The sequence below is a fragment of the Haloferax gibbonsii genome, from assembly GCF_001190965.1.
In the GTDB taxonomy this organism is placed as follows: Archaea; Halobacteriota; Halobacteria; order Halobacteriales; family Haloferacaceae; genus Haloferax; species Haloferax gibbonsii.
Window position 1 is genome coordinate 262,608 of the sequence record NZ_CP011947.1, and the last position, 24,843, is coordinate 287,450.

Sequence of the window (24,843 nt, forward strand, 5' to 3'; positions counted from 1 at the left end):
CTCTTTCCCATTATGAGTTTGGACAACGTCGTTGAGGACATCCGAGACGAAGCCCGCGCACGCGCAGAGGACATCAGGCAGGACGGCCAGGACCAGGCGGACGAAATCGTCGCCGAGGCCGAGGCCGACGCCGAAGAACTCCTCGAGTCGCGGAAGGCGGACGTCGAGCAACAACTCGAACGGGAGCGCGAACAGGCGCTCTCCAGCGCGAAACTCGAAGCCAAGCAGGCTCGACTCAGCGCCCGTCGTGACGTGCTCCAGCGCGTCCGCGAGCAGGTCGAAAGCGAGCTCGCCGAGCTGGAAGGCGACCGTCGCGAAGAGCTCACCCGCTCGCTGCTCGACGCGGCGTCGGTCGAGTTCGAAGACGAAGACGAAGTCTCCGTCTACGGCCGTGCCGACGACGAGGACCTGCTTTCGAGCATCCTCGAAGACTACGACGGCTACGAGTTCGCCGGCGAGCGCGACTGCCTCGGTGGCGTCGTGGTCGAGGGCTCGAACTCGCGCGTCCGGGTGAACAACACCTTCGACTCGGTCCTCGACACAGTCTGGGAGGACAATCTGAAGGAAGTGAGTGCGCGACTGTTCGACGACCAATGAGCACTACAGGCGGCTCGAATCCCGAATACGTCATCGCTCGCGTTCGAGCGCGACGTAGTGCCCTGTTCGGCGACGAGGAGTACCGCAAACTGGTCCGCATGGGACCGGCCGAAATCGCTCGGTTCATGGAGGAATCGGAGTACGAAACCGAGGTCAACGCGCTCGGCAGCCGTTTTTCCGGCGTCGACCTCATCGAGTACGCGCTGAACCAGAATCTGGCGAAGCAGTTCAACGATATCCTCGACTGGGCAGACGGCCGCCTCTACGACCTCATCGCGCGGTACCTCCGGAAGTTCGACGCGTGGAACGTGAAGACGATTATCCGCGGCATTTACTCCGGCGCATCTCGCGAGGAGGTCGAATCCGACCTCATCCGCGCCGGCGAGTTCGACGACCGGCTCTTCTCGCGGCTGCTCGACGCAGGCGAGATGGAGGAGGTCGTCAACATCCTCTCCGGTACCATCTTCGGCGACGGCCTCGCGGCCGCCTACGAGGAGTACGAGGAAGTCGGCGTCCTCGTCCCCCTGGAGAACGCGGTCGACCGCGCCTTCTACGAGCAGCTGCTCGAGGGTCTGGTCGTCGGCGAAGAGGCAAAGAAGTACCGCGAGTTCCTCGAAGCCGAAATCGACTTCCGAAACGCTCGCAACGCGCTCCGCATCGCTCGCAGCGGTGCCGACCTCGACCCCGTCGACTACTTCATCGAGGGCGGCACGCTGTTCCGCGCGTCGGAGCTCGCGTCGCTGGCGACCAGCCCGGACGAGCTGGTGTCGAAGATTCGTGACAGCCGGTACGGCGACCGCCTCTCGACGGCCCTTTCGGACCTCGAAGAGGCCGACAGCCTCATCGGCTTCGAGCGCGCCCTCGACGCGGCGCTCTTGGAGTACGCGGACACGCTCGGTTACGTGTTCCCGCTTTCCGTCACGCCAATCGTCTCGTACATCCTCGCCAAGGAGCGCGAGGTCGACAACATCCGGGCCATCGCCCGCGGCCGCGAGGCCGGGCTGGACCCCGATGCAATAGAAGAGGAGCTGGTCATCCTATGAGCCAGGAAATCGCAGTTATCGGCAGTCCGGACTTCACCACGGGCTTTCGGCTTGCGGGCGTCCGCAAGTTCGAGAACGTCCCGGACGAAGCGAAGGACGACGAACTCGACGAAGCCGTGACGCGAACGCTGGAGGACGAGGATGTCGGCATCATCGTGATGCACGAAGACGACCTCGACCACCTCTCGCGCAACGCCCGGCAGTCGGTCGAGCGCAGCATCGAGCCGACGCTCGTGACGCTCGGCGGTTCCGGCGGCGCGAGCGGCCTCCGTGACCAGATCAAGAGAGCAATCGGTATCGATCTGATGGACGAATAACCAAACATGAGTCAGGCAACACAAGATTCCGTTCGCGAGGACGGAGTCATCGCAAGCGTGAGTGGTCCGGTCGTGACCGCCCGTGGCCTCGACGCCCGCATGAACGACGTCGTCTACGTCGGCGACGAAGGCCTAATGGGCGAGGTCATCGAAATCGAGGGCGACCTCACGACTATTCAGGTGTACGAAGAGACCTCCGGTGTCGGTCCCGGCGAACCCGTCGAGAGTACGGGCGAACCGCTGACCGTCGACCTCGGTCCGGGGATGATGGACGCCATCTACGACGGCGTGCAGCGCCCCCTGGACGTGCTGGAGGAGAAGATGAACTCGGCGTTCCTCGACCGCGGTGTCGACGCGCCGGGTATCGACCTCGAAAAGAAGTGGGAGTTCGAACCCACCGTCTCCGAGGGCGACGAGGTCGCCTCCGGCGACGTCGTGGGAACGGTCCCCGAGACCGTGACCATCGAACACAAGGTCATGGTCCCGCCGGACTTCGAGGGCGGCGAGGTCGTCGCCGTCGAGGAAGGCGAGTTCTCCGTCACCGAGACGGTCGTCGAACTCGACAACGGCGAGGAGATCACGATGCACCAGGAGTGGCCGGTGCGTCAGGCGCGTCCCGCCGCGGAGAAGAAGACCCCGCGCGAACCGCTCGTCTCGGGGCAGCGCATCCTCGACGGTCTGTTCCCCATCGCGAAGGGCGGAACGGCCGCGATTCCGGGTCCGTTCGGGTCCGGGAAGACGGTCACCCAGCACCAGCTCGCCAAGTGGGCCGACGCGGACATCGTCGTCTACGTCGGCTGTGGCGAGCGCGGTAACGAGATGACCGAGGTTATCGAGGACTTCCCGGAACTCGACGACCCGAAGACCGGCAACCCGCTCATGGCTCGGACGTGCCTCATCGCGAACACGTCCAACATGCCCGTGGCGGCCCGCGAGTCCTGTATCTACACCGGCATCACCATCGCGGAGTACTACCGCGACATGGGATACGACGTCGCGCTGATGGCCGACTCCACCTCCCGGTGGGCCGAGGCCATGCGCGAGATTTCCTCGCGTCTCGAAGAGATGCCCGGCGAAGAGGGGTACCCCGCGTACCTCGCCGCGCGTCTCTCCGAGTTCTACGAGCGCGCCGGCTACTTCACGACCGTCAACGGCGAGGAAGGTTCCGTCTCCGTCATCGGCGCGGTTTCGCCGCCGGGCGGCGACTTCTCCGAGCCGGTCACGCAGAACACCCTGCGTATCGTGAAGACGTTCTGGGCGCTCGACGCGGACCTCGCAGAGCGCCGTCACTTCCCGGCGATCAACTGGAACGAGTCGTACTCGCTCTACCAAGAGCAGCTCGACCCGTGGTTCGTCGAGAACGTCGAGGACGACTGGGCCGAAGAGCGCCAGTGGGCCGTCGACGTGCTCGACGAGGAGAACGAACTGCAGGAAATCGTTCAGCTCGTCGGTAAGGACGCCCTGCCGGAGGACCAGCAGCTGACCCTCGAAATCGCTCGCTACCTCCGCGAGGCGTACCTCCAGCAGAACGCGTTCCACCCGACGGACACGTACTGCTCCCCCGAGAAGACGTACGGTATCCTCACCGCCATCCACGCGTTCAACGACGAGGCGTTCAAGGCGCTCGAAGCCGGCGTCCCCGTCGAAGAGATTCAGGCCATCGAGGCGGCTCCCCGTCTGAACCGCATCGGTGTGCAGGAAGACTGGGAGGCGTACATCGAGGACCTCAAAGCAGAGATCACCGAGCAGCTCCGCGAGCTGTACTGAGACCATGAAGGAATACCAGACTATCACCGAAATCAGCGGCCCGCTGGTGTTCGCCGAGGTCGACGAGCCGATCGGTTACGACGAAATCGTCGAAATCGAGACGCCCCAAGGCGAAACCAAGCGCGGACAGGTTCTCGAATCCTCCGAGGGCCTCGTCGCGATTCAGGTGTTCGAAGGCACGACCGGTATCGACAGGAACGCGTCCGTCAGGTTCCTCGGCGAGACCCTCAAGATGCCCGTGACCGAGGACCTCCTCGGCCGCGTGCTCGACGGGTCCGGCCAGCCCATCGACGGCGGCCCCGAAATCGTCCCCGACGAGCGTCGGGACATCGTCGGCGCGGCAATCAACCCCTACTCCCGCGAGTACCCCGAGGAGTTCATCCAGACCGGCGTCTCCGCCATCGACGGCATGAACACCCTCGTCCGCGGCCAGAAGCTCCCAATCTTCTCCGCGTCGGGGCTTCCCCACAACAACCTCGCGCTCCAGATCGCCCGTCAGGCGACGGTGCCCGAGGACGAAGAAAGCGGCGAGGAGTCCGAGTTCGCAGTCGTCTTCGGCGCGATGGGTATCACGCAGGAAGAGGCGAACGAGTTCATGGAGGACTTCGAGCGCACGGGCGCACTCGAGCGCTCCGTCGTCTTCACGAACCTCGCGGACGACCCCGCAGTCGAGCGGACGGTCACGCCGCGTCTCGCCCTCACCACCGCCGAGTACCTCGCGTTCGACAAGGACTACCACGTCCTCGTCATCCTGACCGACATGACCAACTACTGCGAGGCGCTCCGCGAGATCGGTGCGGCTCGCGAAGAGGTCCCCGGTCGCCGTGGTTACCCCGGTTACATGTACACCGACCTCGCACAGCTCTACGAGCGTGCAGGTCGCATCCAGGGTCGCGACGGGTCCGTCACGCAGATTCCCATCCTCACGATGCCGGGTGACGACGACACGCACCCGATTCCGGACCTGACCGGCTACATCACCGAGGGACAGATCTACATCGACCGCGACCTCAACTCGCAGGGCATCCGCCCGCCGATCAACCCGCTTCCGTCCCTGTCGCGTCTCATGGACGACGGTATCGGTGAGGGCCTCACCCGCGAGGACCACGCCGACGTGTCCGACCAGATGTACGCGGCGTACGCGGAGGGTGAAGACCTGCGTGACCTCGTGAACATCGTCGGTCGCGAGGCGCTGTCCGAGCGCGACAACAAGTACCTCGACTTCGCCGAGCGCTTCGAAGCCGAGTTCGTCAACCAGGGCTTCGACACGGACCGGTCCATCGAGGACACCCTCGACATCGGCTGGGACCTCCTGTCGATGCTCCCGAAGTCCGAGCTCAACCGTATCGACGAGGAGCTCATCGAGGACTACTACCACGAAGACGCCGAGTCGGTCGAAGCGGAAGCCTAGACCGCGACGAACGCCGCGTTCGTCCCTCGGTTCGATTCTCCTCTTCTATTCGCGCCCCGAGCCGTGCGGCCGCGCGCCGTCCGCCGTCTGCCGTCCACCGTCCGCGAGAACTTCCTTATGGCTCGGTGACCACACCCCCGTATGGACGCCACTTCGTCTCGCGCGCACGTCCTCGCGGTCGTCGGTCCCGCCGTCGACCGGGAGCGACTCTTCGACGCGCTCTCGCCGCTTTCGGTGTCGTTCGCCGCGTCCGTCGATGCGGTGGCCCGGCGCGCCGAGGACGACCGGGTCGACTGCGTCGTGCTTGTGACCGACCGACTCGCGGACGTCGAAGCGGTCCACGGCGCGCTCGCGGTCCCACTGGTCGTCGTCGTCCCGACCGACGGCGACCTCTCGGCGGCGGCCGCCCGCGACGCCGGCGCGGCCGACGTGGTGCCGGTCGTCGACTCGAACCTCTTCGAGCGGCTTCCCGAACGAGTCGAAAGCGTCGTCGCGTGGCGTCGCCGCGGCGCGACGGCCGCGAGCAAGATAACCGAGGACCTGAAGGAACAGGCGATAGACGAGGCACCGGTCGGCATCACCGTCGCCGACTGCTCGCTTCCCGACCGACCGCTCGTCTACGTCAACGAGGCGTTCGAGGCGATGACCGGCTACTCGGCCGACGCGGCGCTGGGGCGGAACTGCCGATACCTTCAGGGCCCGAACACCGACCCCGAGCGCGTTGCCGAACTCCGCCGCGCCATCGAGGCCGAAGAGTCGGCGTCGGTCGAACTGCTGAACTACCGCGAGAACGGCGAGACGTTCTGGAACCGGGTCGACGTCGCGCCGTTGAGCGGGCCGGACGGCGAGGTGACACACTACGTCGGCTTCCAGACCGACATCACGGAGCGCGTGCGCGCGGAGGCGGCCGCCGAGCGGTACGCCGAGAGAGTCGACGAAGAGCGCGAGCGTCTCCAGACGCTCGTCGAGCACATCGAGGGCTTGTTGGCGGACGTGACGAGCGCGCTCGTCCGCGCGGAGAGCAGACAGGAACTCGAAGCCGCCGTCTGCGACCGAGTCACCGCCGCCGGGTCGTTCACCTGCGCGTGGGTCGGTCACTGCGACCTCGCACCGGCGGTCATCGTCCCGAACGAGCGGGCCGGAACCGACACCGAATTCCTCGACGGCCTCGAAATCGACCGGTCCGACCCCGACGACCCCACCGCTCGCGCCGCGGAGACGCGGACCGTCCAGTCGGCGACCGTCGGTGACGGGAGCGTCTCCGGGGAGGCGCTCGTCCCGTTCGACTCGGTCATCGCGGTTCCGCTGGCCCACCGCGGGACGCTCTACGGCGTGTTGACCGTCTACACCGACGCCGCGGAACTCGACGACCAGGTTCGGGTGGTCTTCGGGACGCTCGGTCGGGCGGTCGGCGCGGCCATCGACGCGTTCGAGAGTCGGCGGTCCCTGCTGTCCGACGAGCGGCTCGAACTCGAAATCGAGGTGCGCGACGAGACGCAGCCGCTGGTCCGACTCGCCGCCGCGGGGGACTGCGAACTCTCGTACCGCGGCTCGGCCCAGCACGACGACGGGACCGTGAGTCTGTTCGTCTCGACGGACCCCGCGACGGAGTTCGACGAGGCCGACACCGCGCTCGACGGTCTTCGGAGCGTCGACGTCCTCCCTCGCGGTGACGACGCCGAACTCTACGAACTCACCTTCGCCGACGGGTCGCTCGTCCACCTCGTCGCCGATGCGGGCGGGCGACTCGTCGACCTCGAAGTAGATCGCCTCGGCTGTCGGCTTACGGTCGTCGTCCCCGACCGCGTGGCGGGGCGGGCGCTCCTCGACGACTTCAAGTCGGTCGCGGCGAACGCCGAACTCCGCTCCGTGACGAACCGCTCCGAACCGCCGGAGGCGCGCCGCGAGTTCGTCGCGAGCGTCAACGACGACCTGACCGACCGCCAGCAGTCGGCCCTCCAACTCGCCTATCTCGGCGGGTATTTCGAGTGGCCGCACGCCGTCACCGGCGACGAACTCGCGGAGACGATGGGTGTCTCGCGGGCGACGTTTCACCAGCACCTGCACGCGGCGGAGCGAAAACTCATCTCTCGATTCTTCGACGGGGAGCCATACTAACGGGTCTCTTCGTTTTTCGATAGCCGCTCGATGTCTACCGCTCTCGGTACGTCGACATCAGCACCGTGGCGACCCGCGAACTGAATCGCGGTCGTCGACCAACAGACGTGACATCACTCCGCCACGACGGATTTCGGGCGGTCCGGCCGGCCAGACAGTAAAAGATTAACACCCCAGGCGAACAACCCCCGCCAACGATGGCCGAAGACGTCAAGCCGACCCGCAAGAACTTGATGGCGATCGAAGATCGCATCGAACTCTCCGAGCGGGGCCACGACACGCTCGAACAGAAGCGTGACGGGCTCATCATGGAGTTCATGGATATCCTCGACCAGGCCCAGGACGTGCGGGCCAACCTCAACCAGGACTACGAGCGCGCGCAGAACAAAATCAACATGGCCCGCGCCATGGAGGGCGACGTGGCCGTCCGCGGCGCGGCCGCCGCGCTGAAGGAGTACCCGGAAATCACGACGCAGTCCAAGAACATCATGGGCGTCGTCGTCCCGCAGATCGAGTCCTCGCGCGTGAAAAAGACCCTCGACCAGCGCGGCTACGGGCTGCTCGGCTCTTCGGCCCGCATCGACGAGGCCGCCGACGCCTACGAGGAGCTCCTCGAATCCATCATCCTCGCCGCGGAGGTCGAGACGGCGATGAAGAAGATGCTCGAGGAAATCGAGACGACGAAGCGCCGCGTCAACGCGCTCGAGTTCAAACTCCTGCCGGAGCTCTACGAGAACCAGGAGTACATCGAGCAGAAGCTCGAAGAACAGGAACGCGAGGAGATCTTCCGCCTGAAGAAGATCAAGGCGAAGAAGGAAGAAGAAGAGAAGGAAGAACGCGCCGCCGAGGAAGCCGCCGCCGAAGCGGAAGCGGCGACGGCCGACTGAGGCCGACTCCGCGCGACCGTTCTCTCTCCAGTTCTCTCTCGGTCGGGTCTCCGACCGTTTTTCACCGTCTCGGCGCGTAGAGACTTCCATGTCCTGTCCCGACTGCGACGGTGAACTCGCCGTCTTCGCAGTGCCCGAACCGCTCGAGTCTCACGCGCCCGAGGCGGCGCTGACCGTCGGCTTGTGTGCCGGCTGCCTCCGACTTCACCCGGCGGAGACGGCGCCGACCGACGGCGACTCGCGCCCGCTCGCGGACGTGCTTCCCGAGGGCGACGCGGGCGCTTCGGTCGCGCTCCTCGTCGGCATGCTCGACTCGCTGGCGCTCAACCGCGCCGGCATCGTCGACTGCGTCGAGTTCGCCGAACGGTCCGGAATCGACGTGCATCTCACGCTCGACCGACTCCAGCGGGAGGCGGCCGACCCTCACTTCGACGTCGCCCGTCGGCAGGCGCAGTTGGACGCGTTCCTCTGAGCGCCGCCGCTCCGTGCTGTCTGACACCGTGGCGCGCGAAGACGCCGAGGAGGAGTCGTTTAGACGCCGGTGGAGTACCGGAGGATGCCGGCGATACCGCCGAACGCGTCGTAGAGCTGTTCGCCTTTCTCGAAGTCCGTGCTGATGAACTTCGTCTCGGTGCCGCGCTGGTCGGCGAGGTCCATGAGCCACTCGATGACGTCCTCGCGCTCTTTCAGTTCGGCCTCCGAGCCGCCTTCGCACTCGTGGGTCGGCGTGTTGTGACGGTGGTCGACGAGTTCGTACTCCTCTTGGCCGTCGCAGTCGTAGATGGCGATGTCCTTCCGCAGGTCCTCGGAGATGAGGAGGCGGTCGACCGACCCCATCACGAGGTTCTTCCGGGTCGCCTCGAACCCGTAGGTGGACTCGTTGCCGCGGTGGAGCTTCTCGAAGAACTCCTCCATCTGCTTTTTGTCCTTGATGACCTCTTGGTCGGCCAGCGCGTCCTGGCCGGCGTCGACGAGGTCGTACAGTCCGGACTCGTCGGTGTAGGCCACGTCGAACTTCCCGACGACGAGGTCCTGCAGTTCGTGGTGGAGGTAGTCGCCGTCGAGGAACTCGTCTTTCGTCGGCGAGGGACCGCCCACGAGGATGCCGTCCATCTCGTGTCGCTTGGGGACGAACAGGTCGTTGGCCATCCCGGCGACCTCCTGATAGAAGTTGTCGATGGCTTCGAGGCGGAGGCGGGCGAAACGCTGGGCGGACTGGCCACCTTTGCGCTGCTTACCGGGGACGAGCGACGAGGCGCTCTTGACCGGCTCGACGCGCTTGCCCTTGAGCCAGCCGACGTTGGCCTCGCGGCGGTCGAGGACGATGAGCCCGAACAGGCCCTTGTCCATGAGCATGTCCTCGAGCGGTCCGGTGAGGAAGTTCGAGTCGCAGTGGTACCGGAACGACTGAATCGGCTCCGGCGGGCTCTCCAGCACCTTCGTGACCATGTCCGTCTGGCCGCCGCCGGAGTTGACCGCTCCGGAGAACATGACGATACCGCGGTCCGGTGGGAAGGTGTCGTAGTACCGGAGTCGGTCCTTGATGCTCGTCAGGGCGTCTTGGACGTTCGTTCGCGTCTGCTTCGATTTGATGTTAGACGCTTCGCTGTGCTCCGTGATGACGTGTTCGACCACGTCGGAAATCTGCTTGTCTTCGGGGATGTAGATGGTGACGAGCTGCGTTCCTGACCCTTCGTACTCTCGCAGGTCCTCGATGACCTTCTTGAATTCGTACTTTCGGCGGTCCTCGCTCGCCTCCTCGGCGTCGCTACTCATCACTCCACCTAGTCCCTCCAGCGGCTAAGTAACCTTTGACTGGGCACGTCCCGCGGTATCTCGCCGCATGAGCGGCCCTACGAACTGATTGTGGAGACCAGCGCGGTCGGAGAACATTTATGTGGCTGTCATGGGTGGACTTCGACGTTGGAATTATGGCCCGGGTGTACGCAGTTGCCAGCGCGAAAGGCGGGGTTGGAAAGACGACGACCACGGCCAACCTCGGGACGACGCTCGCGATGGCCGGTCACGACGTCGTCGTCGTCGACGGTGACCTCGGGATGCCGAACCTCGCCGGCGCGCTCGGCGTCGACCCGGACGGGGCGACGCTTCACGACGTATTGACAGGCGAGGCGGCGGTCGAGGCGGCCGTCTACGAGGGACCGGCGGGACTCTCGGTGCTCCCCGGCTCGAACGCCCTCGAAGCGTTCGCGACGGCGAACGCGAAGGAGCTCGAACCGGTCGTCTCGGCGCTCGAAGCGAGCTACGACATCGTCATCATCGACACCGGCGCGGGGCTGAGCGACGACACCTTCGTCCCGCTGAAGCTCGCCGACGAGGTCGTCTTGGTCTCCACGACGGAGCGCGAGTCGCTCGGGGACACCGAGAAGACCCGACAGCTCGCAGAGCGCATCGGCGCCGACGTGGTCGGCGTCGTCCTCACGCGCGTCAACCAGTCGAACCCGAACGCCGACGTGGTCGCCTCGCTCCTCGACGCCGGCGTCATCGCCGTCGTTCCCGAGGACCCGGCCATCCGCGAGGCGCTCAGCACGCAGATTCCGGTCGTCGCCCGCTCGCCCGACAGCATCGCGGCCGCGGGCTACCGCGCCCTCGCCGAAGCGCTCACCGGCAAGCCGGTGCCGATTCCGGACGACGCGGTCGACTCGGCCGACTCCGAGGTCGCGGCGGACGAGTCGGACACGGAACCCGAACCGGCGGCCACCGCGGAACCCGCTTCCGACGCGGCCAGCGACGACGGCCGAGTCGACGACGAAGCGGACACGCCGGAGGCGAGTGAGCACACGTCGGTCGTTCAGGTCGACGCGGACCCCGAAGCGGACCCCGAGCCGAACCCGGAACCCGAAGTCGAAGCCGAGACCACTGACACGGACCCGGACCCGGCGGTCGAGGACACTGACGCCGACCCCGAACCGGATGACGACCTCGCGGCGTCGATTCCGTTCTCCGGTGGCTCCGTCGAGGCGTCGGACGACTCCACCGAACCCGACGCGGACCCCGCCGAGGACGCGGGCGAACCGGCGGTCGAAGCGGACGCAGTCGCCGACCCGATAGATGGTGACGACTCCGCCGAACCCGACGGTGTCGTCGAAGCCCCAGACGCTGGTGCGGCCGCCGTTGAAGCCGGTGATGACGACGCGCCGGCCGACCCGTTGGCGGCCGACGCGTCCGACGACTCGATGGTCGCCGACCCTGAATCGGTCGGCGACGAGGAACCGGAGAGCGACCCGCTGGCGGCGGACCTCGAAGCGGTCACTCGCGGCACCTCGACCGCCGACGACGAGGCCCTCGGTGACGCCGACGACGAGGCCGCCCTGGATGTCGACGCCGACGCCGGTGCGACGGGCGCGGACCCGCTCGCCGAAGGGGCGGTCGAAGAAGAGTCGGTCGGCGACCTGTCGCCAAGTTCACCGTCCGACGACCCCGCCGAGGCTTCCGAGACGCCGGCGGACGATGCTGACCCGGTGACTGCGGGTTCCGACTCTGAGGGTTCCGAATCCGCGGAGTCCGTCCCTGCGGACTTCGACCCCGCCGCCGAGGAGGCGGACGCGCACGGCGCGGACGAACCCCTCGTCGCCGAGGCCGAGCCGAGTACCGCCGACGCTGAGGCTGATGCGGACGCCGACGCCGACGAATCGCCCGAAGCCGGCGGCGACGAGGAGGGCGTCTACACCACTTCGCTCGTCGAGGAGGTCGAGTCGTTCGACGACGACGAGCGCGACGAGAAGAAAAAGGGATTCTTCAGTCGTTTCCTCGGCTAAACGGGAAGGCCTTTTACTCGCGTCTGCGGAAAGCCCTCTATGGCAGACTCTGAGTCCGTTCCCTTCTGGTGGATAGTCCTGTTTCTCGTCCTCGCGCTCGGCAGCGGTGCCGCCGTCGTCTTCTCGGTCGGCGGGTCGCTCATCGCCGGGGCCGCGGCGCTCCCGCTTTTCTTCTGAACCGCCGGAAAAAAGCCGTCTCCGAAGAACTCGCTCAGCCCGCGGTCACATCGACTCGGGCGCTTCCACGCCCACGATAGCGAGTGCGTTCGCCACCGCGTTCCGCGAGGCCTCCACGAGCGCGAGGCGGGCCGCGCCGACCTCCTCGTCGGCGTCGAGCACGGGGCACTCGCGGTAGAAGGTGTTGAACACCTCGGCGAGTTCGCGGGCGAACGTCGCCACGGTGTGGGGTTCGAGGTCGTCGGCCGCGGCCTCGACGACGGCGGGGAACCGCGCGATGGTCGCCAGCAGGTCGCGCTCGGCGTCGGTCGTCAGCACGGTCGGGTCGACCTCGCTCGCGTCGAGGCCGGCGGCGGCCGCCTCGTCGGCGATGCCGCAACAGCGCGCGTGGACGTACTGGATGTACGGCGCGGACTGCGCCTCGAAGTTGAGCGCCTGGTCCCACTCGAAGGTGATGGTCTTCGTGGGCTGTTTGGAGACGATGTCGTAGCGGACCGCGCCGATGCCGACCTGCCGGGCGATGCGGTCGATGTCGGCCTCGCCGAGGTCGTCGTCGCGGGTGCGGCCTTCGAGGCGGGTCTCGACCTCGTCGCGGGCGCGGTCGATGGCCTCGTCGAGGAGGTCGTCGAGCATGACGCCCGTCCCCTTGCGGGTGGACATCGTCTCGCCGCCGGGGAGGTTGACCCACGAGTAGATGACGTTCTCCAGTTTGTCCACGTCGTTGCCGAGGATGTCCAGCGCGGCGCGGAGCTGTCCGGACTGGAGCTTGTGGTCCTCGCCGAGGACGGTCACGGCGCGGTCGTAGTTGTCGAACTTCCACTCGTGGTGGGCGAGGTCACGGGTCGTGTACAGCGAGGTGTCGTCCGACCGCAGGAACACGAGGTTCTTCTCGAAGCCGTAGTCGTCGAGTTCGAGCTGCCACGCGTCTTCCTCGTAGACGGCGTGGTCGGTCTCCTTGAGGCGCTCGGCGAGGTCGCGGGTGCTCCCGTCGAACATGAACCGCGTCTCCTTGACGAACTCGTCGAACTCCGCGGGGAGGCGTTCGAGACACTCGCGCATGCCGCCGAGCACCTGGTCGACCACGGTCTCGACGCGGGCGTAGGTCTCCTCGTCGCCCTCCTCGATGCCCTGGAGTATCTCGGTGATTTCCGCTTCGGCCTGTTCGACTTCCTCGGGTTCGGCCTCTTCGAGGAACGCGTTGCCCTTGCGGTAGTAGCGGACGAGGTCGTACTCGACGCGCTCGCGCGCGGGTTCGCTGTCGAGTTCCGCTTCGTCGAACGTCTCGTAGGCCCACGTGAAGACGGCCATCTGGCGGCCGGCGTCGTTCACGTAGTAGTGGCGGTCGACGTCGTTGCCGGCGAAGTCGAGCAGGTTGGCGACGGCGTCGCCGATGACCGGGTTGCGGGTGCGACCGACGTGGACCGGACCGGTCGGGTTCGCGCTCGTGTGCTCGACGACGACGCTGTCGCCGGTCGCGGGCAGGCGACCGTACTCCTCGTCGGCCGCGGCGGCTTCGAGGGTGTCGTCGTAGTAGGCGTCGGAGACGTGGAAGTTGACGTACGGGCCCTGCGTGTCGACCGCGGCGAGGTAGTCGTAGCCCTCGACGGAGAGTTCGTCTGCGATGTCGACGGCGATTTTCGGCGGCGGCGCGCCGACGACCCCGGCGAGTCTGAAGGCGACGCTGGAGGCGAGCGTCGCGGGTACGTCCTCCGGCGGTTCCTCGACCCCGAGGTCGTCGGTGGGCAGGTCGAGCGACGAGAGCGCCGCAGAGAGCGCCGTCTCGACCTCCTCACGGAACTGTCTGAACATGTACGCGGATTCTCGATAGGCGGCTAAAGGCCTTTCCGAACCGTCCGAGCGACCGCGCGCCGCATCGAACGGTGACGCTCGCTTCCCCGGTCGACGGGGTGGTCTCACCGCCGCTCGCTCCGATACCTTACTGGTTAGGTAATAGTGGTATATCGTAAGCGGACGACATTCAAATCACGGGCGGCGACCCGCCGCTCTCACCACCCCACCCATGAGTCAATGCAACCACTGCGATGCGTTCGTGTCGAACAACTTCGTCCGAGTCTTCGGCGACCAGGACGGCAACGTGTACGCGTGTCCCAGTTGCTCGGCGAACGCGGGTATCTCACAGGTCAGCACCGAGCGGAGAGCGTCCTCCCTCTGAAGTCGCCACCCGGCCGCTGACCTTGACAGGTCCGACGCACGCGGAAGCACGCGCTCGCCACACCACCCACCGCACTACCCACCACACACCCACGGCGCTTTCCGCGTCTCAACGCACCCCCACACCGACCACAGCGGCCGGCACCGGTTCCCCGAATCGCGAGGTTCGGACGCGTTGACCCCGGACAACACCCTTTTCGCCGCGATAGACTGACCGACGGACTTACCCGTCCGCGATTGGAACTGTCGCGTATCCACGGCGGTCGCGCCCCGCCGCTTCTCTCCCCGCAACCCATCTCATTTTTGGAACGCATTCCACTTACGATACGCTTATGGGGCGCGCGTTCGAAGCCGAGGGTATGTCAGAATCGGCAGTCGCCGCGGCGGTCGGGTACGACGAGTTGGCCACGCTCAAACTCGTCGCGCTCGACGGCGGGCGCTCCGGCCCGGTCAAGCTCTCCTGTTCCGGCGTCGCGAACCGACTCGACGTGTCGAACCAGACGGCCTCTCGTCGCCTCCAGCGCCTCGAAGAAGCCGACTTCATCGACCGCGAGGTCGTCGCCGACGGCCAGTGGATAACCATCACCGACGCGGGCGAGTCCGCGCTCAGACAGGAGTACGCCGACTACCGACGCATCTTCGAGACGCCCTCGGTTGTCGTCCTCGACGGCGAGGTCACCGGCGGGATGGGCGAGGGTCGCCACTACATCTCGCTTTCGGGCTACATGGAGCAGTTCAAAGACCGGCTCGGCTACGAGCCGTTCCCCGGCACGCTGAACGTCCGCCTCGACGACGACGCGGTCCGCGCTCGCGCCGGCATGACCGCCCTCGACGCGGTCCCGATAGACGGTTGGGAAGACGACGAACGCACCTTCGGCCCGGCGACGTGTTACGCCGCCTCGGTCGCGGTCGGCGACGAGTCCTACGAGCCGGTCCACATCATCGTCCCCGAGCGAACCCACCACGACGAGTCGCAACTGGAGATAATCGCGCCCGATAAGCTCCGCGACGAACTCGACCTCGACGACGACGACGAGGTCACGGTCCGCGTCGAGGAGGCGGATTACGAATGAGCCGCACCGCCGAGTCGACCGGCGACTTCGACGCCGTCTCGCGCGTTCTCGACGCCTTCCGCGCCGGCGAACCGGTGCTCGTCCACGACTTCGACGACCGCGAGGGAGAGACCGACCTCGTCTACCCCGCGGGCGCGGTCGGCCCCGCCGACGTGGCCCGGATGCGCAACGACGCCGGCGGCCTCGTCTGCGTCGCTCTCCCGAACGACGTGTCAGAGTCTCTCGGCCTCCCGTTCATGGACGACGTGCTCGACCACCCGGCCGCGTCGTCTCACGACCTCGCCTACGACTCTCGGTCGTCGTTTTCCTTCACCGTGAACCACCGCGACTCGTTTACGGGCATCACCGACCGCGACCGCGCGATGACCATCTCTCGACTCGCGCCCGTCGCCCAAGCCGCCCGCGCCGGCGACTACGACGCCGACGACTTCGGCGGCGAGTTCCGCGCGCCCGGACACGTCCACCTGCTCCGCGGCGCGCCGAACCTGCTTTCTGACCGGCAGGGCCACACCGAACTCGGCCTCGCGATGGCCGACGAGGCGGGTATCCCGCCGGCGGTCGTCGTCTGCGAGATGCTCGACGACGAGACCGGCGCGGCCCTCTCGAAGGACGCCGCCCGCGACTACGCCGACCGACACGGCTTCGCCTTCGTCGACGGCGACGGCCTCATCGACGAACTCGTCTGAGCGGTCGAGGGGGGTCCACCCCGGTTTACCTTCTCACGCGCGCCCGTCGCGCCACGACCACGTCGGTTCCCAGCCGAGCAGCCGCTCCGCCTTCTCGGTCGAGACGAGCGCCTCGTGGCCCGAAAAGGTCGTTCTCACCTCCGCGCCGGGGTAGACCTCGCGGGCGACCCTCGCCGACTCGACGGTCGTCGAGGTGTCGGCGGCCGCGGCCCAGAACACCTCGTGGCCCGCGAAGTCGGCTTCGAGCGCCCGACGGACGAGTCGCGCGGCGTCCTCTCTGCCGAGGTACGAAAAGAGCGTGTTGCGCGCGGTGTGGAAGTGCCCGGCGTCCCGCAGTCCCGACAGCGAGCGGTCGGCCTCGGCGAAGGTCCGGCGGGCCTCCTCTTCGCTCGGCATCCACGGGAACCGGAGGCTGGCGACCGTTTCGGGGGCGTCGTCGCGGCGGACGAACCCCGCGGCGGTCTGCTCGGCGACGTACTTCCCGAGGCCGTAGGGGTTCGAGGGCGTCGCGCGGTGGGTCTCGTCCACCGGGAGGAAGTCGACGCGGGCGGGGTCGGGTTCGAAGCTCCCGCCGATGGCGCTCATGCTGGAGGCGACGACCACGCGGTCGATGCCGAGCGCGGCGGCGACTTCGAGGACGACGTAGGTCGACTGGACGTTGCTCTCGAAGACGCGGTGGCCGGGGTCGTTCGTCGGCGTCGAGATGGTTCCGAGGTGGACGACCGCGTCGGCGTCGACGTCGCTGAGCGCCGCGGTGAGGTCGCCTGGGTCGAGCGCACTCACGCGGTAGTCGCGGTCCGCGAGCGACGACTCGCTGTGCCGCGAGAGATTCGTGACGGTGTAGCCGCTCGCGCGGAGGTGGGCGACGACGGTCGGCCCGAGGTTTCCGGTCCCGCCCGTGACGGCGACGGATTCGAGGCTCATACCCCGTCATGGCGGCCCGCGGACAAAACCGCGGGGGACGCGGTGGTCGGGTCGTCATGATTTTAGAGGGGGGCCACCGAAGGCCACTACATGGGATTTGACGAGATGGATGTCTCGACGATCTGGCAGAGTGGAGAGTACAAGGACTGGGAGGACGCGACGGTGCACGTCCTCACCCACGGTCTCCACTACGGGACGGGCGTCTTCGAGGGGGTTCGCGCCTACGACACCGACCGCGGCCCGGCTATCTTCCGCTGGGAGGAGCACCTCGAACGGCTCTATCAGTCCGCGAAGCCCTACGACATGGAGATTCCGTACACGCGCGAGGAACTCACCGAGGCGACCCTGGAGGTCATCCGGCGCAACGACCTCGACGGCGGATACATCCGCCCCATCGCGTTCTACGGCTACGACTCGCTCGGCGTCAGCCCCAAGGACAACCCGACTGAGGTCGCCATCGCGGCGTGGCCGTGGGGGACCTACCTCGGCGAGGACGCGCTCGAAAACGGCGTCGACGTGATGGTCTCGTCGTGGCGCAAGCACGCCTCCAGCCAGATTCCGACGAACGCGAAGACGACCGGTCTCTACGTGAACTCCATGCTCGCGGGCGAGGAAGCCCGCCGCAACGGCTACGTCGAAGCCATCGTCCTGAACAAGGAGGGCAACGTCGCCGAGGGCCCCGGCGAGAACATCTTCATGGTCCGCGACGGGAAGATTTACACCCCCGGTCTCTCCCAGAGCATCCTCGACGGCATCACCCGCGACACCGTCATCACGCTCGCCCGCGAGCGCGGCTACGAGGTCGACGACAGCGCGACCATCAGCCGCGGCGAACTCAACACGGCCGACGAGCTGTTCTTCACCGGCAGCGCCGCCGAAGTGACCCCCATCCGCAAGGTCGACAACGTCGTCATCGGCGAGGGCACCCGCGGCCCGGTCACGGAGGAACTGCAGTCCGCCTTCTTCGACCTCGTGGAGCGCCGCACCGACGACCACGAAGAGTGGTTCACCTACGTCGACGAGCAGTAGACGCCCGCGAAAACGAGCTCCCTTTTCACGTCACTGTACCGCCGCGTCCCGATAGCGACGGCCGCCGCCGCCGAATCCTTACTCGTTGCTGGGGACGCGCCCGTCGCCGGACTCCTCGGTCACTTCGATGTTGAACTCGTCCACGTGGTCCTGTTCTGCGAACCCGGCCGAGAGGACGCGCGTGAGTGCCTCTTCGACCTTCTCGCCGGTCTCCTCGATGTCTTCGGGGTCGACTTCCATCACGAACCCGGTGGTGATGTTCGGCGCGGTCGGCATGAAGACGATCTCCTTGCCGTCTTTGGTCGTCTTCCCGGTCTTGAACGCGGTCATTCGGATGCCCGGCCACGTTTCGAGACGGACCGGCTTCTGGAGGTCTTCGGTACCAGTGAGAGCGGTTTCGACCGCGAGCTTAGAAGCGTTGTAGATGACGCGAACGAGCGGGACCTTGTTCATGGCGCCGTCGAGGCCGGATTCGAGCAGGCGACCGGCCGTCGTCCGCATCAGGTAGCCGACCGAGAGGACCAACAACAGGAAGATGATGATGGCGACGAAGAACCCGAACACCTCCGAGAGGTAGGTGTACGGCTCCGGAAACTCCAACAGGCGGTCGACTCCCGGTATGCGGACGATTGCGCCGTACAGAATGGAGAGGACGTACAGGATGACGATGAGCGGAACGAGGACCACGAGGCCGCTGGCGAAGTCGCGTCTCCACGAGGACATTGATATCGGGTACGTGAACCCGCGGGCATAAGGGGATTTCTAGTGCGGGACGGGGGCGTACCCGCACCCCACCGCCCTCTCAGACGCCGACGACGGCCCGGAGCGCGAACAGGGCGTTTTCCTTGCGCTCGCGGACTCGGCGGTAGAAGTAGGAGAACCACTTGTCGCCGTAGGGCGCGTACTGCCACACCTCGACGCCCTCGGCGGCGAGTTCGCGCTGTGCGTCCTCGCGCACGCCCATGAGCATCTGCACCTCGTAGTCGCGGTCGTACTCAGCGCCGAGGTCCCGGGCGTAGGCTATCATCTCGGGGTCGTGGCTGCCGACCGCGATGCCGCCGTCGTACTCCCGAAACAGGTACGCGAGGAGTTCCTTGTACGCCTCGTTGACCGCCGATTTCTGCTTGTGGGCGACCGCCGCCGGCTCGTCGTACGCGCCCTTGACGAGGCGGATTTTCCCCGGCACGTCGGCGAGGCGTTCGAGGTCCTCGGGGGTGCGCTTGAGGTTCGCCTGCACGCACAGCCCCATCCCGCCGTCGAACTCGCGGGCGAGTTCCTCGAAGGCGTCGAGGGTCACGTCGGTCGTCTCGTGGTCCTCCATGTCGCACCACAGGAAGACGCCGTGTTCGTCCGCCGCCTCGGCGATGCGCCGGTAGTTCTCCTCGAACACGCGGTCGCCCGCGTCGAGGCCGATTTGGGAGGGCTTGACCGACACGCAGGCGTCGATGCCGGTCGAGGCGATGTCCTCGACGAGGCTGACGTACGCCGCCGCGTCCTCGTCCGCGGGGCCGCGTTCGCCGTAGTGCTCCCCGAGGAGGTTGAGGATGACCGCCACGCCGTCGTCGTTCATCCGTCGGGCGTGGTCGAGCGCTCCCGCCGCGGACTCTCCCGCGACGAACCTGCTCGCGATGGGCGGAATCATAACGAACGATTGCGACCCTCAGCTATTGAGGGTTATCATCGGTTCGGACGCGAAATCGAACGACCCCGGCGCTTCGAACGGCGACGAACCGTCGGAACTTACATTCTTCGCCGCCGACGGGTCGGTATGGTCGTCTCTCTCGTCGCCACCGCCTTCTGGGCGATGCTGCCCGCGTACGTGCCGAACAACGCCGCCGTCCTCGCCGGCGGTGGCCGCCCCATCGACGGCGGGCGCACGTGGGGCGGCCGGCGCGTCCTCGGAGACGGAAAGACGTGGCGCGGCACCGCCGCCGGGACGCTGGCCGGGACGCTCCTCGCCGTCGTCCTCAACGCCGTCGGGCCCGCGGTCTCGGGCGCACTCGGCGTCTCGCTCCCGACGTTCCCGCTCGCCGCCGGGTTCGGCCTCGCGCTCGGCGCGATGCTCGGCGACATCGGCGCGTCGTTCCTCAAGCGTCGGTCGGGCCGCGAGCGCGGTGCCGCCTTCCCCGGCCTCGACCAGCTCGACTTCGTCGTCGGCGCGCTCGTCCTCGCGCTCGTCGCCGCGCCCGGCTGGTTCTCGGCGACGTTCACCCTCCCCGTGCTCGCGGTCGTGCTCGTGATGACGCCCGTGCTCCACGTCGTCACCAACGTCGGCGCGTACCTGCTCGGGCTGAAAAACGAGCCGTGGTAGGCGGCCGAGCGTCCGCGCGCCGGGTCGCCAACCGACGCGCGCGAGTCGACGAGGTCGGTCCCGCGGTCGCTCGCGCCGCCGCCCCTTCGGTCCCCGCTCGTTCCTGTTACGAAGCCGATATCACCGCGAGACACCGCGATTAACTCGGGATAATCCGGGTCAAACGTCCCGTACTGCGCTGGACGGACGCCTCGGTTCAAGTCCCTCCGACGGTTGCGACTCGGCCAGATGAAGACAGAACGAATCTCACTCATCGTCGGTGGACTCGTGGCCGTCCTCGCGGCCGTCGGGACGGCCGCGCCGTGGCTCGCACCCGGCGGGGTCGACTGGACCGCCGCGGGCGAACTGCTGGTCGTCGGAACGACGGCGCTTTTCACCCTCACGGCCCTCGTCTGGGTCGTCCTCACCTACGTCGTCGGCGCGGGCTACGAGCCCCCGGCCCCGGAGTACGGCCCCGACGAGATTCAGGTCCGCATCCTCACCGTCGACGCCGAGTCGGTCGTCCAATCGACCGTCGACTCGCTCCCGGCGTCGTTCGACGAGGTCCACGTCGTCGCCGAGACCGACATCGACGTCGCGGGCGCAGCGGTCCACGCCGTCCCCGACGAGTTCGACTGCGACGCCGTCCGGAAGGGTCGCGCAATCGAGTGGGCGCGGCGGAACCTCGAAACCGACCGCGAGTACGTCCTCTACCTGGACGAGGACAGCCTGCTGGAGTCGTTCGACGGGCTTCCCGGCTCCGACGTGGTCCAACTGCGCGAGCGGCCGCGTCGGACCGACTCGCTGTTTTCCTACCTCGCCGACGTCTACCGGATGGGCGTCCAGATAGAACAGCGCGCCTTCGCGCGCCTCTCGATTCCGCTGTTCGCGTGGGGCGGCGGTATCGCCGTCCGCCGAGAGGTCGAAGAGGCGGTCACGTGGGACCGCGAGACGCTCGTCGAGGACACCGCGTTCGTCTGGGCGGCCGCACAGGAACTCGACGACTTCACGTTCGACCTCGCGACGGCGACCTGCGCCAACGAGGCCCCGCCGTCGCTCACCGAGATTCTCCAACAGCGCCGCCGCTGGGCCGCCGGTAACCTCGACGCCGCGACGGCGCTCCCCGCTCACTATCAGCTTCTCACTCGCGTCCGCAACTACGCGTGGGCGCTCTCGCCGGTGGTCACGGTCGTCGCCGTCCCCCTGTCGGTCCTCGGCGTCGGCCTCGTCGCCAGCGGCCTGTTCGCGCTCGCGTCGCTCGCGCTCGGCGCGCTCACGGCGTTCTGGTACCTCCGGGGCGTGGTCTACTACGGCCGCGACAAGTTCTCGTGGGCGCTCGCGGTCCCGCTCGCGCCGGTCGTCACCGTCGTCCACTCGATGGGGACGGTCGCGGGCATCCTCGACCCGCCCCGCGACTTCCGCGTGACGAAGAAGACCGGAAAGTAGGGGTCGCCCACAGTTCCGCGGTCGCGGGGGTCGCCGCGTCCGAACCACCCTGAGCATCGCGAACCGCCTCGAACCGCTCCGAACTTCCTCCGGACCGGTCCGAACCGCCCCCGAACCGTCCCGCTTAAGCGCCTCCCTGAACCCTCTCGAAACAAGATGGCGAACGCAGCACTCATCGAGGCGCTTCGAGCCGCCGACGCGGTCCAGTTCGGCGAGTTCGAACTCTCCCACGGCGGCACGTCGAGCTACTACGTGGACAAGTACCTCTTCGAGACCGACCCCCGGTGTCTGAAGCTCATCGCCGAGGCGTTCGCGGAGCGCGTCGCGGACGACGACAAGCTGGCGGGCGTCGCGCTCGGCGCGGTCCCGCTCGTGGCCGCGACCGCGGTCGAGACGAACAAGCCGTACGTCATCGCCCGCAAGAAGGCGAAGGAGTACGGGACCGCGAAGCGCATCGAGGGCGCGCTCGACGAGGGCGAGGAGGTCGTCGTCCTCGAAGACATCGCGACGACCGGCCAGAGCGCCGTCGACGCCGTGGAGGCGCTCCGCGAGGCCGGCGCGGTCGTCGACCGCGTCATCGTCGTCGTGGACCGACAGGAGGGCGCAGCGGAGCTGTTAGCCGAACACGACATCGAACTGGAGTCGCTTCTCACCGCCGAGGATCTGCTGGCTGACGCCGACCGCTAATACACGCTTGTGACTAATTCACTCGGAATCGGCAATCGAAGTATTCATTTTTGTGCAAGTACGAAGGCGGAGGCATGAACAGAGCAGAGAAGGCCGCACTCCAGTTGCAGGCTGTCTCCGTGCTCCGGATGCTCAAAGAGACCCGGACGTACGACGAGCTGGCCGAACTCACGGGACTGCCGGCCGGCGACCTCAACCGCTACGTCAACGGGCACGTCCTGCCCGGGGTCGAACGCGCCCGGGAGGTCGTCGAGGGCGTCGGCCGCGACGCGCTCGCCGACGAACTCGAAGCCCGCGTCCGATTCGACGACGAGGGCTACGTCGACAACTCCGGCGTCGTCTTCGACCAGTCGTTCCTCGACCTCGTCGCGCCCGTCGCGGCGAACACGCTGAACCTCGAACGCCCCGACGTGATTCTGACCGCGGCGACCGACGGCATCACTCTCGGCGCGGCGATGGCGAGCTACTTCGGCGCGCGACTCGCGTACGCGAAGAAGTCGAAAGAGACCGCCGTCGAGGACTTCATCGAGTCGCGCCAGCGCCTCGCGTCCGGCATCGAACTCACCTACTACCTCCCCGCCAGCGCCATCGACGACGGCGAGCGCGTCCTCGTCGTCGACGACCTCATCCGCTCGGGCGAGACGCAGGAACTCCTCTTGGACATCGCGCTGCAGGCCGACGCCGACATCGCCGGCGTCTTCGCGCTCATCGCCGTCGGCGACGAGGGGACGAACCGCGCCCGCGAACTCACCGACGCCCCGGTCGGCGCGCTGAGCAGTTTCGACTGAGGCTCCCCCGCGGCCGCTCGGATAAACGGCTCTAAACTCGTTAGTTCACTTACAACTGGTGGGAAAATAGGCACTTCTGTGCCGTTCTCACACGTCGAATGGGTCGTTTAACTCACGTTCGTGGGTAATTCTCCCCGGGAGGATGGTAATGCTTATGTGTGCAATCGTGGGTATGCTTAGTCGTGCATCATGGGGCTCTCTGAAACCCTCGCAAACTACTTCGACGTGCATAAACACGGGTCCACGGTCAGGACCGAGATTCTCGCGGGCATCACGACGTTCCTCACGATGTCGTACATCGTCGTGGTCAACCCGTCGCTTCTCACAGACCAACCGTACATCGAGGGCGTCGACGGCATCGCCATCGCCGGGTACACGCCGGGCGAGGTCCAGTCCATGCTCGCCGTCGTCACCATCCTCGCGGCCGCAATCGCGACCACGGTCATGGCGTTCTACGCCAACCGACCCTTCGCGCAAGCGCCGGGCCTCGGCCTGAACGCCTTCTTCGCGTTCACCGTCGTCGGTGCGTTGGGCGTCCCGTGGCAGACGGCGCTCGCGGCCGTCTTCGTCGAGGGCATCATCTTCATCGCGCTCACCGCGGCCGGCGCGCGGGAAGCCATCATCAAGGTGTTCCCCGAACCGGTCAAGATGGCCGTCGGAACCGGTATCGGGCTGTTCTTAGCGATTATCGGGTTGCAGGCGATGGGCATCGTCGTCGACGACACCGCGACGCTCATCACGATGGGTGACCTCGCGTCGAACCCCGTCGCCATCGTCTCCATCGTCGGCCTGTTCTTCACGTTCGCGCTCTACGCGGCGAACGTCCCCGGTTCCATCATCATCGGCATCGTCGGCACGTCGCTTCTCGGCTGGGGCCTCACGGTCTCGGGCGTCGTCTCGTCTGAGGCCAGTCTCGTCGCCGGTTCCTCGGCGGCCACCTACGACATCACGCCGCTGGCCGGCGCGTTCATCTCCGGCTTCGGCAACGTCGAGGCGTTCAGCTTCGCGCTCATCGTCATCACGTTCTTCTTCGTCGACTTCTTCGACACCGCCGGCACGCTCGTCGGCGTCGGCCAGGCCGGAGACTTCCTCGACGAGAACGGCGACCTCCCCGACATCGACAAGCCGCTCATGGCCGACGCGGTCGGTACCACCGCGGGCGCGATGCTCGGCACCTCGACGGTCACGACCTACATCGAGTCCGCCACGGGCGTCGAAGAGGGCGGCCGCACGGGCCTCACCGCGCTCGTCGTCGCCCTCCTGTTCCTCGGCTCGCTCGCCATCGTCCCGCTCGCGACGGCCATTCCGCAGTACGCCTCCCACATCGCGCTCGTCGTCATCGGCGTCGTGATGCTCCGCAACGTCGTCGACGTCGCGTGGGACGACATCACCGTCACCATCCCCGCCGGTATGACCATCCTCGTCATGCCCTTCACGTACTCCATCGCATACGGCATCGCGGCGGGCATCGTCTCGTACCCGCTCGTGAAGGTCGCCGCCGGCGAGTACGACGAGGTCAGCGCCGGCCAGTGGGGACTCGCCATCGCGTTCTTCCTCTACTTCGTCATCCGCACCTCGGGCATGCTGCAAGCGCAGGTCTGAGACGCCGACCCGCGACCGCTCGGTTCCCCCGCGGGCGTGCGTTTCTCTCCGAT

General features: G+C 67.0%; 24 protein-coding genes. 19 read left to right on the forward strand and 5 right to left on the reverse strand.

The window, feature by feature from the left end; all coding sequences use genetic code 11:
• Nucleotides 1-12 precede the first annotated feature (12 nt).
• From ABY42_RS01405 to ABY42_RS01440, 8 genes are all read left to right on the forward strand, one after another.
• Nucleotides 13-597 (forward strand): V-type ATP synthase subunit E, encoded by a 585-nt coding sequence (locus ABY42_RS01405; RefSeq protein ID WP_004973643.1) that lies wholly within the window; start codon nt 13-15, stop codon nt 595-597.
• Nucleotides 594-1,640 (forward strand): V-type ATP synthase subunit C, encoded by a 1,047-nt coding sequence (locus ABY42_RS01410; RefSeq protein WP_050458514.1) that lies wholly within the window; start codon nt 594-596, stop codon nt 1,638-1,640. The genes ABY42_RS01405 and ABY42_RS01410 overlap by 4 nt, the downstream gene beginning before the upstream one ends.
• Entirely contained in the window at nt 1,637-1,957 is a 321-nt protein-coding gene (locus tag ABY42_RS01415) for a V-type ATP synthase subunit F (RefSeq protein ID WP_004044608.1), read from the forward strand. The genes ABY42_RS01410 and ABY42_RS01415 overlap by 4 nt, the downstream gene beginning before the upstream one ends.
• A gap of 6 nt (nt 1,958-1,963) precedes the next feature.
• Nucleotides 1,964-3,724 (forward strand): ATP synthase subunit A, encoded by a 1,761-nt coding sequence (locus tag ABY42_RS01420; protein WP_004973639.1) that lies wholly within the window; start codon nt 1,964-1,966, stop codon nt 3,722-3,724.
• A 4-nt stretch (nt 3,725-3,728) separates the two neighbouring features.
• Entirely contained in the window at nt 3,729-5,135 is a 1,407-nt protein-coding gene (locus tag ABY42_RS01425; RefSeq protein WP_050458515.1) for an ATP synthase subunit B, read from the forward strand.
• A 141-nt stretch (nt 5,136-5,276) separates the two neighbouring features.
• Nucleotides 5,277-7,253, forward strand: a complete 1,977-nt coding sequence (locus tag ABY42_RS01430; RefSeq protein ID WP_050458516.1) for a bacterio-opsin activator domain-containing protein — start codon at nt 5,277-5,279, stop codon at nt 7,251-7,253.
• Nucleotides 7,254-7,450: 197 nt separating this feature from the next.
• Complete coding sequence (locus tag ABY42_RS01435; RefSeq protein ID WP_004973633.1) at nt 7,451-8,140, forward strand: V-type ATP synthase subunit D; 690 nt, start codon at nt 7,451-7,453, stop codon at nt 8,138-8,140.
• A gap of 88 nt (nt 8,141-8,228) precedes the next feature.
• The gene (locus tag ABY42_RS01440) at nt 8,229-8,612 is read left to right on the forward strand and encodes a DUF6276 family protein (RefSeq protein WP_004973630.1); all 384 of its coding nucleotides are present in this window, start codon (nt 8,229-8,231) and stop codon (nt 8,610-8,612) included.
• Between the two features lie 59 nt (nt 8,613-8,671).
• Here the strand turns inward: ABY42_RS01440 and prf1 are convergent, their stop codons facing one another.
• Nucleotides 8,672-9,916: a peptide chain release factor aRF-1 gene (gene prf1 / locus ABY42_RS01445; protein ID WP_004973628.1), complete on the reverse strand. Its 1,245-nt coding sequence runs from the start codon at nt 9,914-9,916 to the stop codon at nt 8,672-8,674.
• Nucleotides 9,917-10,071: 155 nt separating this feature from the next.
• On the opposite strand from prf1, the gene minD reads away from it, so the two are divergent.
• Both minD and ABY42_RS19675 read left to right on the forward strand, forming a co-directional pair.
• Complete coding sequence (gene minD / locus ABY42_RS01450) at nt 10,072-11,916, forward strand: cell division ATPase MinD (protein ID WP_050458517.1); 1,845 nt, start codon at nt 10,072-10,074, stop codon at nt 11,914-11,916.
• A gap of 39 nt (nt 11,917-11,955) precedes the next feature.
• Complete coding sequence (locus ABY42_RS19675; protein WP_193492883.1) at nt 11,956-12,093, forward strand: hypothetical protein; 138 nt, start codon at nt 11,956-11,958, stop codon at nt 12,091-12,093.
• A gap of 45 nt (nt 12,094-12,138) precedes the next feature.
• Here ABY42_RS19675 and argS read toward each other — a convergent pair whose 3' ends face one another.
• Nucleotides 12,139-13,902, reverse strand: coding sequence for an arginine--tRNA ligase (gene argS / locus ABY42_RS01455; protein WP_050458518.1), 1,764 nt, complete (start codon nt 13,900-13,902; stop codon nt 12,139-12,141).
• A 211-nt stretch (nt 13,903-14,113) separates the two neighbouring features.
• Here argS and ABY42_RS20160 point away from each other — a divergent pair, with 211 nt between their 5' ends.
• The 3 genes from ABY42_RS20160 (at nt 14,114) to ribB (ending at nt 16,024) form a co-directional block, all read left to right on the forward strand.
• Nucleotides 14,114-14,266: a DUF7563 family protein gene (locus ABY42_RS20160; RefSeq protein WP_425492066.1), complete on the forward strand. Its 153-nt coding sequence runs from the start codon at nt 14,114-14,116 to the stop codon at nt 14,264-14,266.
• Nucleotides 14,267-14,597: 331 nt separating this feature from the next.
• Nucleotides 14,598-15,338, forward strand: a complete 741-nt coding sequence (locus ABY42_RS01460; RefSeq protein WP_004973619.1) for a DUF120 domain-containing protein — start codon at nt 14,598-14,600, stop codon at nt 15,336-15,338.
• Complete coding sequence (ribB, locus tag ABY42_RS01465) at nt 15,335-16,024, forward strand: 3,4-dihydroxy-2-butanone-4-phosphate synthase (protein ID WP_004973617.1); 690 nt, start codon at nt 15,335-15,337, stop codon at nt 16,022-16,024. The genes ABY42_RS01460 and ribB overlap by 4 nt, the downstream gene beginning before the upstream one ends.
• Nucleotides 16,025-16,057: 33 nt before the next feature.
• Here ribB and ABY42_RS01470 read toward each other — a convergent pair whose 3' ends face one another.
• Nucleotides 16,058-16,948, reverse strand: a complete 891-nt coding sequence (locus tag ABY42_RS01470) for an NAD-dependent epimerase/dehydratase family protein (RefSeq protein WP_050458519.1) — start codon at nt 16,946-16,948, stop codon at nt 16,058-16,060.
• A gap of 90 nt (nt 16,949-17,038) precedes the next feature.
• Here ABY42_RS01470 and ABY42_RS01475 point away from each other — a divergent pair, with 90 nt between their 5' ends.
• Entirely contained in the window at nt 17,039-17,977 is a 939-nt protein-coding gene (locus tag ABY42_RS01475; protein WP_004044594.1) for a branched-chain amino acid transaminase, read from the forward strand.
• 78 nt (nt 17,978-18,055) lie between these two features.
• Here the strand turns inward: ABY42_RS01475 and ABY42_RS01480 are convergent, their stop codons facing one another.
• Together ABY42_RS01480 and ABY42_RS01485 are read right to left on the reverse strand one after the other, a co-directional pair.
• Entirely contained in the window at nt 18,056-18,700 is a 645-nt protein-coding gene (locus ABY42_RS01480) for a DUF502 domain-containing protein (RefSeq protein ID WP_050458520.1), read from the reverse strand.
• A gap of 79 nt (nt 18,701-18,779) precedes the next feature.
• Nucleotides 18,780-19,619, reverse strand: a complete 840-nt coding sequence (locus ABY42_RS01485; protein ID WP_004973608.1) for a proline dehydrogenase family protein — start codon at nt 19,617-19,619, stop codon at nt 18,780-18,782.
• 126 nt (nt 19,620-19,745) lie between these two features.
• On the opposite strand from ABY42_RS01485, the gene ABY42_RS01490 reads away from it, so the two are divergent.
• The 5 genes from ABY42_RS01490 to ABY42_RS01510 all read left to right on the forward strand — a co-directional run bounded on the left by ABY42_RS01490 (nt 19,746) and on the right by ABY42_RS01510 (nt 24,790).
• On the forward strand, nt 19,746-20,288 hold the full coding sequence (locus ABY42_RS01490; protein WP_004973607.1) for a CDP-2,3-bis-(O-geranylgeranyl)-sn-glycerol synthase: 543 nt from the start codon (nt 19,746-19,748) through the stop codon (nt 20,286-20,288).
• Between the two features lie 228 nt (nt 20,289-20,516).
• On the forward strand, nt 20,517-21,713 hold the full coding sequence (locus tag ABY42_RS01495; RefSeq protein ID WP_004973604.1) for a glycosyltransferase family 2 protein: 1,197 nt from the start codon (nt 20,517-20,519) through the stop codon (nt 21,711-21,713).
• 156 nt (nt 21,714-21,869) lie between these two features.
• Nucleotides 21,870-22,400 carry an orotate phosphoribosyltransferase gene (gene pyrE / locus ABY42_RS01500; RefSeq protein WP_004973603.1) on the forward strand — a complete coding sequence of 177 codons (531 nt, stop codon included), beginning with the start codon at nt 21,870-21,872 and terminating at the stop codon, nt 22,398-22,400.
• Between the two features lie 74 nt (nt 22,401-22,474).
• Nucleotides 22,475-23,188, forward strand: coding sequence for a phosphoribosyltransferase family protein (locus ABY42_RS01505; RefSeq protein WP_004969046.1), 714 nt, complete (start codon nt 22,475-22,477; stop codon nt 23,186-23,188).
• A gap of 189 nt (nt 23,189-23,377) precedes the next feature.
• A complete protein-coding gene (locus tag ABY42_RS01510) occupies nt 23,378-24,790 on the forward strand; it encodes an NCS2 family permease (RefSeq protein ID WP_050458521.1) in 1,413 nt (470 codons plus the stop codon).
• The last annotated feature ends 53 nt before the right edge of the window (nt 24,791-24,843 follow it).